The sequence below is a fragment of the Escherichia sp. MOD1-EC6098 genome, assembly GCF_002965865.1.
Lineage (GTDB): Bacteria > Pseudomonadota > Gammaproteobacteria > Enterobacterales > Enterobacteriaceae > Escherichia > Escherichia marmotae.
The window spans coordinates 32,014-44,747 of sequence record NZ_PTSN01000014.1 but is presented as its reverse complement, the minus strand read 5'-3'; the positions used below and the strand labels follow the sequence as shown (position 1 = coordinate 44,747).

Genomic DNA, 12,734 nt, shown 5'->3' with positions numbered 1-12,734 from the left:
CAGAAAGGGTAAAAAATGAAAACCGTAACCGTAAAAGATCTCGTCATTGGCACGGGCGCACCAAAAATCATCGTCTCGCTGATGGCGAAAGATATCGCCAGCGTGAAATCTGAAGCTCTCATCTATCGTGAAGCGGACTTTGATATTCTGGAATGGCGCGTGGATCACTTTGCCGACCTCTCCTGTGTAGAGTCGGTCATGGCAGCGGCAAAAGCTATCCGTGAGATAATGCCGGAAAAACCACTGCTGTTTACCTTCCGCAGCGCCAAAGAAGGCGGTGAGCAGGCACTTTCGACAGAAGCGTATATTGCGCTCAATCGCGCAGCCATCGACAGTGGTCTGGTCGATATAATCGATCTGGAGTTATTTACCGGCGATGATCAGGTTAAAGAAACCGTCGCCTACGCTCACGCGCATGATGTGAAGGTTGTCATGTCCAATCATGATTTCCATAAAACGCCAGAGGCCAAAGAAATCATCGCCCGTCTGCGCAAAATGCAGTCCTTCGACGCCGATATTCCCAAAATTGCACTGATGCCACAAAGCACCAGCGATGTGCTGACATTACTTGCCGCGACCCTGGAGATGCAGGAACAGTATGCCGATCGTCCAATCATTACGATGTCGATGGCAAAAACTGGCGTAATTTCTCGTCTGGCCGGTGAAGTATTTGGTTCGGCGGCAACCTTTGGCGCAGTAAAAAAAGCCTCTGCGCCGGGGCAAATATCGGTGAATGATTTACGCACAGTATTAACTATTTTGCATCAGGCATAATAAATAACGCTCCGGCGGGAACTTCCTTACCCGCCGAAATAAAAGTAAGTATTTTAAGAGTATTTAATAAAAATATTTCGTGAATATCTGCGCGCTATTTTTCTGGCTGACGCAGGGAAATTCACACCTGAATCAGGAAAAAAAATAATGAAACCTGTAAAACCATCTCGTATTAATGGATGAGTGCCGATCCTGTCGGCACAGGAAGCAGTAAATTATATCCCCGACGAAGCAAGGCTTTGTATATTAGGCGCTGGCGGCGATATTCTGGAGGCCACCACATTAATTACCGTTCTTGCTGATAAATATAAGCAGCCCCAGACACTGCGTAATTTATCAATTATTAGCCCTACAGGGCTTGGCGATCGCGGTATTAGTCCGCTGGCGCAAGAAGGTCTTGTGAAATGGGCATTATGCGGACACTGGGGACAATCGCCGCGTATTTCTGACCTTGCAGAACAAAATAAAATTGTTGCCTATAACTATCCACAAGGTGTGCTCACCCAAACATTGCGCGCCACCGCTGCCCACCAGCCGGGGATTATTAGCGATATTGGTATCGGCACATTTGTCGACCCTCGCCAACAAGGCGGAAAACTTAATGAAGTGACCAACGAAGACCTGATTAAAATGGTCGAGTTTGATAATAAAGAATATCTCTATTACAAAGCGATTGCGCCGAATATCGCCTTTATTCGCGCCACCACCTGCGACAGCGAAGGCTATACCACCTTTGAAGATGAAGTGATGTATCTCGACGCATTGGTTATTGCCCAGGCGGTGCACAATAACGGCGGTATCGTGATGATGCAGGTGCAGAAGATGGTTAAGAAAGCCACGCTGCATCCCAAATCTGTCCGTATTCCGGGCTATCTGGTGGATATCGTTGTTGTCGATCCCGATCAAACTCAGCTTTATGGCGGCGCACCGGTTAATCGCTTTATTTCTGGTGACTTCACGCTTGATGACAGCACCAAACTTAGCCTGCCCCTTAACCAACGTACACCATCCGGTAAATAAAAAAGTTTTTGTTAAGGAAAGATATTATTCAGCGATTAACCCAGCGTTATTGCGAAATCATGGAATAAGTTTCGTATGCGGGAATAGCGTAAGCCCGGCGACAGGACGCCGCCGGGTATTTATTTTACTTTTTCAGTTCAGCCAGACTTAACCATGTTTGCACCACGGTATCCGGGTTCAGGGACAAGCTATCGATCCCTTCCTCCATCAACCATGCAGCAAAGTCCTCGTGGTCAGACGGGCCCTGACCGCAAATCCCGACATATTTGCCCTGTTTCTTCGCAGCACGGATCGCCATTGATAACAGTGCTTTCACGGCGTCATTGCGCTCATCGAACAGTTCAGAAACTACGCCGGAGTCACGATCCAGACCGAGCGCCAACTGTGTCATATCGTTTGAGCCGATAGAAAAACCATCGAAATATTCGAGGAACTGTTCAGCGAGCAAGGCGTTGGACGGAATTTCACACATCATGATGATCTTCAGCCCGTTCTCACCACGTTTCAGCCCCTGACGCGCCAGTTCTTCAACCACCGCTTTCGCCTGCTCAACGGTACGCACGAACGGGATCATGATCTCAACGTTGGTTAACCCCATGTCGTTGCGCACACGTTTCACCGCTTCACACTCCAGCGCGAAGCAGTCGCGGAAACTTTCGGAAACGTAGCGCCCCGCGCCACGGAAGCCAAGCATCGGGTTCTCTTCATGCGGCTCGTAACGCTCGCCGCCCACCAGGTTGGCGTATTCGTTAGATTTAAAGTCCGAGAGACGAACAATGACGCGCTTCGGATAAAACGCAGCGCCCAGCGTCGCGATCCCTTCGGTCAGACGACCAACATAAAATTCACGCGGAGAATCAAAACCTTTCATCATCTCGCGGATTTCGTTTTGCAACTGCGGTTCCTGGTCGTCAAACTCGAGCAGTGCGCGCGGGTGAACGCCAATCATGCGGTTGATGATAAATTCCAGACGCGCCAGACCCACGCCTTCGTTTGGCAGGCAGGCGAAGTCAAACGCACGATCCGGGTTACCGACGTTCATCATCACTTTCAGCGGCAGATCCGGCATGGTTTCCACGCTGGAGCTTTTCACGCTGAATTCCAGCAGTTCGGCATAAACGTAACCGGTGTCGCCTTCGGCACAGGAAACGGTAACCTTCTCACCGTCTTTCATCCGTTCGGTTGCATCACCACAGCCGACTACCGCCGGAATACCCAGTTCACGAGCGATGATCGCCGCGTGACAGGTACGCCCACCACGGTTAGTGACGATGGCCGACGCTTTCTTCATGATCGGTTCCCAGTCCGGGTCGGTCATGTCGGTGACCAGCACATCACCTGGTTCGATGCGGTTCATTTCGCTGATGTCATGAATGACTTTCACCGGGCCTGCGCCAATGCGATGGCCGATAGCACGGCCTTCTGCGATAATCTTGCCCTGTGAATGCAGGGTATAACGTTCCGTGACCTGGCCGCGTGAACGCACGGTTTCTGGACGCGCCTGCACAATGAACAATTTGCCGGTGTGACCATCTTTTGCCCACTCAATGTCCATCGGGCGACCGTAGTGTTTCTCAATTTGTACGGCCTGTTTTGCCAGTTCCTGCACTTCTTCGTTGGTCAGCGAGAAGATGTCACGCTGTTCCTGTGGCACATCTTCAATTTTAACCTGTTTGCCATGTTCCTGAGTCGGCGCGTAGACCATGCGGATTTTTTTCGACCCCATCGTGCGGCGCACGATAGCCGGACGATTCGCCGCCAGCGTTGGTTTATGCACGTAAAATTCATCCGGGTTAACCGCGCCCTGCACCACCATTTCACCGAGGCCCCATGCGGAAGTGATAAACACCACCTGGTCGAAACCGGATTCGGTATCAATGGAGAACATCACGCCAGAGGATGCGAGGTCGGAACGCACCATCCGCTGAACACCGGCGGAGAGCGCCACGCCACGGTGATCGTACCCCTGGTGAACGCGATAAGAGATAGCGCGATCATTAAACAGGGACGCAAAGACATGTTTCACAGCTACGAGGACGGCGTCAAACCCCTGAACGTTAAGGAAAGTTTCCTGCTGACCGGCAAAGGAGGCATCCGGCATGTCTTCTGCGGTGGCGGAGGAACGCACTGCAAAAGAGGCGTTTTCGTCATCGGCAGAAAGCTGGGCATAGGCTTCGCGGATGGCATTTTCCAGCTCAGGCTGGAAGGGAGTGTCGATAATCCACTGGCGGATTTGCGCGCCTGCTTTCGCAAGCTGGGTAACATCGTCAATATCCGTTTTATCCAGCAGTTCATAAATGCGCTGGTTTACGCCGCTTTGATCCAGAAACTGGTTAAACGCATCGGCGGTTGTGGCAAAACCATTCGGAACGGAAACACCCATTCCGGAAAGGTTAGTAATCATTTCACCCAGGGAGGCATTTTTGCCCCCAACCCTGTCTACATCATTCATGCCGAGTTGGTTATACCAAAGCACCAGCGGTGACGAGCCATTGTTGGACATCGAACAATCCTTTTGTGATAAATGAACGGTTTGAGAAACACATTTCTGCGCATTTATCTTTGCATATTTAACCGGATGAAAAAAACGGTGAATCGTTCAAGCAAATATATTTTTTTGCTTTTTAAGACTGCTCCCAGCGTTGCGCAAATCCACTATCTTCGATAATTCCCACATAAACCATCGGTATAAACGAAACCATAAAAATGAAATGCTATTTTCATAAAAAATAAAATTGAAGGTTCATTTTATAAACCAGTCATAACGTTCTACGCTTCTGTGCATTTTTAATTTATGCTTTCATAGAATTATGTCTGCATCTCGGGAAGAACAAAATGGATAATGCTGTTGATCGCCACGTTTTTTATATTTCTGATGGTACGGCAATTACTGCGGAGGTATTAGGTCACGCAGTCATGTCGCAATTTCCCGTTACTATCAGCAGCATTACGCTGCCGTTTGTCGAAAATGAGAGCCGTGCACGGGCGGTGAAAGATCAGATCGACGCGATTTACCAGCAGACGGGCGTGCGCCCGCTGGTCTTTTACTCCATTGTGTTACCGGAGATTCGCAACATCATTTTGCAAAGCGAAGGGTTTTGTCAGGATATTGTTCAGGCGCTGGTTGCTCCGCTACAACAAGAGATGAAGCTGGACCCGACACCAATTGCTCACCGTACCCACGGCCTGAACCCTAATAATCTTAATAAATATGATGCGCGCATTGCGGCGATTGATTACACCCTCGCCCATGATGACGGCATTTCGTTGCGCAATCTGGATCAGGCGCAAGTGATCCTGCTCGGCGTCTCTCGCTGTGGTAAAACACCTACCAGCCTTTACCTCGCGATGCAGTTTGGCATTCGCGCAGCAAACTACCCCTTTATTGCCGATGATATGGACAACCTGGTCCTGCCTGCGTCGCTCAAACCACTTCAGCATAAGTTGTTCGGCCTGACTATTGACCCGGAGCGGCTGGCAGCCATTCGCGAAGAACGTAGAGAGAACAGCCGCTATGCCTCGTTGCGTCAGTGCCGGATGGAAGTCGCAGAAGTGGAAGCGTTGTACCGTAAAAATCAGATCCCGTGGATCAACAGTACCAATTATTCGGTAGAAGAGATTGCCACCAAAATCCTTGATATCATGGGACTTAGTCGGAGAATGTACTAGAAAACTAGTATAGAAGTTCGTTTTTTTGTTACTATGCCGTCAATTGCGCGAGGTGTTGCCTGCCTCGCACTTGAAATCAGCAGGGATTGGTTTATCGTGATGCGCATCACTTCCTGGCAACCCTGCCGTTGAAGCAACAAATTTCTGAGACTTGTAATGAACAGAACTGACGAACTCCGTACTGCGCGTATCGAGAGTCTGGTAACGCCCGCTGAACTCGCGCTGCGGTATCCCGTAACGCCTGGCGTTGCCAGCCATGTAATTGATTCCCGGCGCAGAATTGAAAAAATATTGAATGGTGAAGACAAGCGACTGTTGGTCGTTATTGGTCCCTGTTCGATCCACGATCTTACCGCTGCAATGGAGTACGCCACCCGTCTGCAGACGCTGCGTAATCAGTACCAGTCACGGCTGGAAATCGTAATGCGCACTTATTTTGAAAAACCGCGCACCGTTGTCGGCTGGAAAGGATTAATTTCCGACCCGGATTTAAACGGCAGCTATCGCGTAAATCACGGCCTCGAACTGGCGCGCAAGTTACTGTTGCAGGTGAATGAACTGGGTGTGCCCACTGCCACTGAGTTTCTCGATATGGTGACCGGTCAGTTTATTGCCGATCTGATTAGCTGGGGGGCGATTGGCGCACGCACAACCGAAAGCCAGATCCACCGTGAAATGGCTTCAGCTCTCTCCTGCCCGGTAGGTTTTAAAAATGGCACTGATGGCAACACGCGGATTGCCGTAGATGCAATCCGTGCTGCCCGCGCCAGCCATATGTTCCTCTCGCCAGACAAAAACGGCCAGATGACCATTTACCAGACCAGCGGCAACCCGTATGGCCACATTATTATGCGTGGCGGCAAAAAACCGAATTACCATGCCGATGATATCGCCGCCGCCTGCGATACATTGCACGAGTTTGATTTACCAGAACATCTGGTGGTGGATTTCAGCCACGGCAATTGCCAGAAGCAGCATCGTCGCCAGTTAGAAGTCTGTGAAGATATTTGTCAGCAAATCCGCAATGGCTCTACGGCGATTGCCGGCATTATGGCGGAAAGTTTCCTGCGCGAAGGTACGCAAAAAATTGTCAGCGGTCAGCCGCTCACCTATGGCCAATCCATTACCGACCCGTGTTTAGGCTGGGAAGATACCGAACACCTGATCGAAAAACTCGCCTCTGCGGTAGATACCCGCTTCTGAATGCGTGCCCATTCCGTCGGGAATGGGCATTTCTGCTCAACCTGTTGTCTTCTCAACGAATTATTACTTGCCCTGACGCAATATTATATTGATAATAAGAATCATTGTTATATCAATTATTATTAATTTTTATGAGCTATACGGATAGCAGCAGACTCACGCCTAAAACGGATGCAAATCAGAAGGCTCCTTCTCCACAGCCCATTCGGCGGATTGCCAGCCAGACACTGCTAGGTCCGGATGGCAAGCTCATCATTGATCATGACGGACAAGAATATCTGCTACGTAAAACACAGGCAGGCAAACTGTTGCTGACCAAGTAGCGTTTAACTTGAACAACTGACTTCCAGCCGTTTGCCCCAGTCCGGTGGACGGCTGACATAATCATCATCTCTGTCGCTGAAAGGATTTCGCAACGCCTCATGCAGGCGATGTAACTCCGTCATATCGCCTTGTTCTGCCGCCTCGATGGCCCGTTGTGCCAGCCAGTTACGCAACACCAGCGCCGGATTGACGCTCTGCATAAGTTGCTGACGTTCGCTGTCGGTGACTTCATCTTGCTGCAAACGCGCCCGATAACGCGCAAACCAGTTATCAAACGCCGCACGATCAATAAATTCATCACGCAGTGGTGATGCCGCGCTGTGCTGCCCGGTCAGACTCAACATGCGGAATGTGCGGGTATAATCGCTGCGCTCTCGCGCCATCAGGCTGAATAATTCACTCAGCAAAACGTTATCCTCTTTTTGCTCCGTCATGAAGCCCAGTTTTCGGCGCATCCGTTGCCCATATTGGCTCAACAAAACCTGCTGATAGCTGTCCAGTGCCTCATTCAACGCATCCACAGAAATAAATGGCGATAATGTCTGTGCCAGACGCTGTAAATTCCACAACGCGACGGCAGGTTGATTATCAAAACTGTAACGCCCTTGATGATCCGAGTGATTACAGATAAAGCCCGGTTCGTAATCATCAAGAAAACCAAACGGTCCGTAATCGAGCGTCAATCCGAGAATTGACATATTGTCAGTGTTCATCACGCCATGTGCAAAGCCGACTGTCTGCCAGTTAGCAATTAACGACGCGGTACGTGCAACAACATCGGTAAACCAGAGACGGTATTTGTTCTCATCATCCTGAAGGTGCGGCCAGTAATGACGAATGGCAAAATCAGCCAACTGGCGAACTTTTTCCGGCTCGCGGCGATAATAAAAGTGCTCGAAGTGGCCAAATCGTAAGTGACTGCGCGCCACACGCATCAGCATCGCGCCCGATTCCACCGTTTCCCGATAAACCGGCGTATCGCTGGTGACAATACTTAAAGCGCGCGTCGTTGGAATGCCCAGGTAATGCATCGCCTCGCTGGCGAGGCTTTCGCGAATCGTAGAGCGTAATACCGCCCGTCCATCGCCCATTCGCGAATAAGGCGTCAGCCCCGCACCTTTCAAATGCCAGTCCATTGTGGTGCCATCGGCAAGCTGTTGCTCACCAAGTAGAATGCCGCGCCCGTCACCCAACTGGCCCGCCCAGACGCCAAACTGATGACCACTGTAGACCTGCGCCAGTGGTGACATGCCCGGTAGTAATGTTTCTCCTCCCCAGACGCCCGCGCCACTTTCAAACAGCGACGATGGAATACCCAGCGTATTAGCCAGTTCGGCGTTATACCAGATCAGCCGGGCATTATTTAAAGGCGTGGGGGAAAGTGATGTATAAGTTGCAGGTAATTCATCACGCCAGCGAGTAATAAAAGACAGGGTCATAGATCCTCCTGTCTGATAGTGTAGACGGTAACCCTCGTCTTAAACACCAGCAAACAAAGGGGTTATCGCTGAACCAGAGTTGTTACCTTGCTTACGGGAACGGCTGGCCATAAGCTTCCTTGTAGGGCATGGAAACCATACGGCGTTATTTTCGCCAACATTCCTGAGGTATCAATACCCGCCGCAATGATATAGTTGCAACAGGGTGATATTTGCGCATGAATAGCACGAATAAATGGCGCGAAGGATGTATTAGCTATTTGTTGCTGAACAAAGCCTTTATCCAACATAACTCGGGTGAAAAGACCATCAAATATCGCTTTCATGGTACTGTTTCCCGCACCTAAATTTCCCAATACCAATGGAAAAATTTGCGATAAGTGCAAAAGGTTGTAATTATCTTTCCCCTCATTAAGCTGTGGATAATTTTCATTAATCCGCAATTCAACAAAGGGAATTTTTAATAGTTGGGCTGCGTAATTATTATCAATTAATAATAACCTTGCCACTTGCGGTGTCAAATTAACCCATGCAAAGAGTTTGTGTCGAATAAAAAAATGTTGGCATGATTTAAGTAATTCCAACTGCTCGACAAATAACTGCCAATGCTGCTCCTCGGAAAGTTGCGCCATAACCCGCGTCGTCGGGATGCGAACCGTACCGTCTTCACTGGAGAAATGGGTTATTAATTCAATCCCAACAAGATTTTGCTGACTATCTCTTATCGGCAGAAAATAGCAATCAGAATGATAAACATTCTCCAGTAGAACCTTCATGGTAACCACCCTTCTCCAGGAATGTTTTTGCAATTCCGGCTAAAAAAGATGAGACCATAAGGCATAAAAAATACAGATCGGATAACTTTCATTTTTTCCTTGTTAACCACTTTTTCAGGGGTCCCTTTTAAGATTATCCTAATTATAAACGAATATTCCATTTACGGAATTTTTGTCTGAAAAATACTACTTTATTCAGAAGTAAAAGGACGGCGATGTATCATCACCGTCCTTTTTGACATACTAGATCCGTCTTGCTTGCCAGAAATTTTTCTGCCAGTAGACATTATCAAGGGAAGAGCGCATCACCCCTTTGCTGGTAGAAGCATGAATAAATTGGTTGTTGGTATCATAAATACCCACATGTAAACCATTTTGCCCGGAGCCAGTTTTGAAAAAAACCAGATCGCCTGGCAGCAACTCTTCTTTATCAATTTGAGTACCGATAGAGGCCTGCTGCTTTGTTTCACGCGGCAACTGCAAATCGAAACGATCGCGCATCGTTACGACCACAAAGCCTGAGCAGTCCACCCCACGACGACTCATGCCGCCATAACGATAAGGTGTGCCATGCCAGCTTTGTAGTTGATCGTTCAAACCGGCAATGACGGTAATAGAGTCAGAAAGTCTGGCATTTGGCGGCGGCGCTTTGTGATGGCTACACCCAACCAGAAACAGTGCTGTGATTAAAATAAGGCAGAAACGCATTCCGTACGAATCCTCTGTTTTTTATTCTTGCATTAATTTAGCGTCGAAATTACCCGATTTTCAAGATGCTATTGCTATCAGGCAGTCGAAATCAGCATTCTGTGTCCTTCAATGTCCAGACGGCGGAAATTCATCCCGTAAGCCTGGGCCAGGTTCGGCGGCGTCAAAACTTCATCCCGGCGTCCACTGGCTAACAGTTTCCCTTGTTTAAGTAACCAAGCCCGATGCGCGTGACGCAATGTGTGATTGAGATCGTGACTGCTCATCACTATCGCCAGTCCTTGCTGGCACAGCGCGCTCAGAATTTTGTCTAACGCACTTTGCTGGGCAACATCAAGGCTGTTCATGGGTTCATCGAGAAGCAGCAATTGACCATCAGGATTGGCTTGCGGCGTGATTTGCAGTACCACCGCAGCAAGACGCACTCGTTGCCATTCACCGCCGGAAAGTTGATTAGTGTTACGTCCGAGCTTGTCATCAAGGGCCAGCGCCCCGGCAACATCATTTAGCAGGTCAGTACGCGTTTTATCATGCTGATGCATGGTCAGGTAATGCCATACCGGCATAGCAAATGGCGGCGTTTGTTGCTGCGAAAGGTAAGCACGATGCAGCGCGAGCTTCGCCGCGGACCATGCTTCCAGTGGCTGGCCAGCAAACTGAATGTTTCCCATACCGCTGGTCATTCCGGCCATCCGCGCCAGCAACGTACTCTTGCCTGCGCCGTTCGGCCCCACCAGATGCAGGATCTCCCCTGCCCGGACTTCGCCAGAAAGCGGCCCCAGGCGGGTTGATTCCGCAACATCCTGTAACTGCATCACAATAGACATTATTTCGCCAACGCCAGTTTAATGCTTTCCATCACAATAGGATCTTCCGGCGTCATATCCGGGGAAAAACGCTGGATAACCTTACCATCCCTGCCCACTAAGAATTTTTCAAAATTCCATAAAATATCATCAGGATACAGTGGTGCCCGCCCCTTACTGGCCAGGCGCGTATAGAATCCGCTTTCTTCCGGCGCAACGGCGGTCGGCGCTGCGGCAATCAATTTTTGGTACAGCGGATGACGACCTTCGCCATTAACTTCAACCTTACTGAACATCGGGAACGTCACACCCCAGGTCGTTGTACAGTAAGTTTTAATTTCTTCATCGCTGCCCGGCTCTTGCTCAAGAAACTGGTTGCACGGAAATCCCAATACTATAAAACCACGATCGGCCCAAGCTTTCTGAATGTTCTCTAACTGTTCATATTGCGGCGTTAAGCCACACTTTGAGGCGACATTGACAATCAGTAGCACATTACCGGCATATTTCTCCAGCGTGGTCACTTCACCGTCAATCGTCTTCACTACGGTGGTCAGTATGGAATCTTGCATCGTGTCTCCTGGATGAGGTCAGTAAAAATCTTAGCTTTTAATCATAGACCGTCTTTTGCGGCTAACGCCCTGCTTTTAACAATAACCAGATAAACACCGGCGCTCCCAGGGTTGCGGTGACCACACCAATGGGCAACTCGGCGGAAACCAGCGCCAGGCGAGCGACAATATCAGCGAGAAGCAATGCGGTAGCTCCCGCCAACGCACAGCCGGGAAGCAATACACGATGATCGGTTAACCCGCACAGCCGCAGAATATGCGGGATCACCAACCCAATAAATCCGATAGCACCAGCAAGCGCCACACTGACGCCGACCATCCAGCCGGTCGCGGCCACCAGCACATTGCGCCAGAACCACAGAGGCAAACCTAACTGTCGCGCCGGGATCTCACCAAGCGCTAACATATTCATCGGTCTGGACTGGCAGCAGACCCACAGCAGCACGGGAATCAACGCCAGCATCAACCAACTTTGCCGCCACTCAACGCCGCCAAAGCCGCCCATCATCCAATACATCAACTGCCGTAAATCAACAGAAGTGGAAAAGTAGATGGCCCACGTCATTAATGCACTACAGATAATCCCTAATGCAACCCCCGCCAGCAATAATCGGCTGGTCGAAAGATGACGACGAGCAAAACGTAAGAGAATTAAAGTGATAATGAGCGCACCAGCAATAGCACAAAGTCCCAGCGCCCACTCAGGTAATTGCCCTTGCCCCAGCAATACAGCAGCAATAAGCCCCACACCTGCACCGTTAGAGACGCCGAGTAGCCCGGGTTCTGCCAATGGGTTTTCAAATAACGCCTGCATCACTGCACCGGACAATGCCAGCGCCGCTCCAACCAATAGCACAGCCAGCGTGCGCGGAAGACGTATTTGCCAGATAAAAAGCTCGCCTCGGGGGGTAAACCAGTCATCTGGCGAGATCCATTGTTCACCAGCACAAAGGCTTAAAAGAAGCGCCAGCAGCATTAATGCTGACAAGGTAAATAACCAGCGTACATTTTGTCGCTGTTGTTGGCGGGCAAGTGTCAGCATGATATCCGTTCAGCTTCAGAATAATGCTGTTGATTTTACGGTGACTCTGCGGGAGTGAAAAGAAAAAAGGCCGCAGAGCGGCCTTTTTAGTTAGATCAGATTACTCGTCTTTGGGCGAAGCGTTTTCGACCCGGCTTTTTAACTTCTGCCCTGGTCTGAAGGTCACCACGCGCCGTGCTGTAATGGGAATATCTTCGCCCGTTTTCGGGTTACGTCCCGGACGTTGATTCTTATCACGCAGATCGAAGTTACCAAAGCCAGAGAGTTTTACCTGCTCGCCGTTTTCCAGAGCGCGACGGATCTCTTCGAAAAACAGTTCAACCAGTTCTTTGGCATCCCGCTTGCTAAGCCCAAGCTTATCAAACAGATATTCTGACATTTCAGCTTTTGTAAGCGCCATA

Annotated in this window: 12 protein-coding genes and 1 pseudogene; 5 read left to right on the top strand and 8 right to left on the bottom strand. The window is 49.7% G+C overall.

What is annotated here, in order from left to right; genetic code table 11:
* Window positions 1-15: 15 nt before the first annotated feature.
* A complete protein-coding gene (gene aroD, locus C0K55_RS15220) occupies window positions 16-774 on the top strand; it encodes a type I 3-dehydroquinate dehydratase (RefSeq protein WP_105266091.1) in 759 nt (252 codons plus the stop codon).
* A gap of 183 nt (window positions 775-957) precedes the next feature.
* Window positions 958-1,776: pseudogene (locus C0K55_RS15215) on the top strand (CoA-transferase); the annotation flags it as partial.
* A gap of 142 nt (window positions 1,777-1,918) precedes the next feature.
* Here C0K55_RS15215 and ppsA read toward each other — a convergent pair.
* A complete protein-coding gene (ppsA, locus tag C0K55_RS15210) occupies window positions 1,919-4,297 on the bottom strand; it encodes a phosphoenolpyruvate synthase (protein ID WP_000069391.1) in 2,379 nt (792 codons plus the stop codon).
* Window positions 4,298-4,629: 332 nt separating this feature from the next.
* On the opposite strand from ppsA, the gene ppsR reads away from it, so the two are divergent.
* The 3 genes from ppsR to hemP all read left to right on the top strand — a co-directional run bounded on the left by ppsR (window position 4,630) and on the right by hemP (window position 6,989).
* Window positions 4,630-5,463: a posphoenolpyruvate synthetase regulatory kinase/phosphorylase PpsR gene (gene ppsR, locus C0K55_RS15205; protein WP_000368060.1), complete on the top strand. Its 834-nt coding sequence runs from the start codon at window positions 4,630-4,632 to the stop codon at window positions 5,461-5,463.
* A 156-nt stretch (window positions 5,464-5,619) separates the two neighbouring features.
* The gene (gene aroH / locus C0K55_RS15200) at window positions 5,620-6,666 is read left to right on the top strand and encodes a 3-deoxy-7-phosphoheptulonate synthase AroH (RefSeq protein ID WP_105266092.1); all 1,047 of its coding nucleotides are present in this window, start codon (window positions 5,620-5,622) and stop codon (window positions 6,664-6,666) included.
* Between the two features lie 131 nt (window positions 6,667-6,797).
* Window positions 6,798-6,989: a hemin uptake protein HemP gene (gene hemP / locus C0K55_RS15195; RefSeq protein ID WP_001516313.1), complete on the top strand. Its 192-nt coding sequence runs from the start codon at window positions 6,798-6,800 to the stop codon at window positions 6,987-6,989.
* Window positions 6,990-6,992: 3 nt separating this feature from the next.
* Here the strand turns inward: hemP and selO are convergent, their stop codons facing one another.
* The 7 genes from selO to ihfA form a co-directional block, all read right to left on the bottom strand.
* A complete protein-coding gene (gene selO / locus C0K55_RS15190; protein WP_001516312.1) occupies window positions 6,993-8,429 on the bottom strand; it encodes a protein adenylyltransferase SelO in 1,437 nt (478 codons plus the stop codon).
* 62 nt (window positions 8,430-8,491) lie between these two features.
* Window positions 8,492-9,205 carry an EAL domain-containing protein gene (locus C0K55_RS15185; protein ID WP_000866247.1) on the bottom strand — a complete coding sequence of 238 codons (714 nt, stop codon included), beginning with the start codon at window positions 9,203-9,205 and terminating at the stop codon, window positions 8,492-8,494.
* A 243-nt stretch (window positions 9,206-9,448) separates the two neighbouring features.
* On the bottom strand, window positions 9,449-9,913 hold the full coding sequence (locus C0K55_RS15180) for a C40 family peptidase (protein ID WP_001209789.1): 465 nt from the start codon (window positions 9,911-9,913) through the stop codon (window positions 9,449-9,451).
* Window positions 9,914-9,990: 77 nt separating this feature from the next.
* Complete coding sequence (gene btuD / locus C0K55_RS15175) at window positions 9,991-10,740, bottom strand: vitamin B12 ABC transporter ATP-binding protein BtuD (protein ID WP_000029478.1); 750 nt, start codon at window positions 10,738-10,740, stop codon at window positions 9,991-9,993.
* Complete coding sequence (gene btuE / locus C0K55_RS15170) at window positions 10,740-11,291, bottom strand: bifunctional thioredoxin/glutathione peroxidase (protein ID WP_001154204.1); 552 nt, start codon at window positions 11,289-11,291, stop codon at window positions 10,740-10,742. The genes btuD and btuE overlap by 1 nt, the downstream gene beginning before the upstream one ends.
* A 61-nt stretch (window positions 11,292-11,352) precedes the next feature.
* On the bottom strand, window positions 11,353-12,333 hold the full coding sequence (btuC, locus tag C0K55_RS15165) for a vitamin B12 ABC transporter permease BtuC (RefSeq protein ID WP_000956546.1): 981 nt from the start codon (window positions 12,331-12,333) through the stop codon (window positions 11,353-11,355).
* 100 nt (window positions 12,334-12,433) lie between these two features.
* Window positions 12,434-12,733 carry an integration host factor subunit alpha gene (gene ihfA, locus C0K55_RS15160; RefSeq protein WP_001229265.1) on the bottom strand — a complete coding sequence of 100 codons (300 nt, stop codon included), beginning with the start codon at window positions 12,731-12,733 and terminating at the stop codon, window positions 12,434-12,436.
* Window position 12,734: the final 1 nt, after the last annotated feature.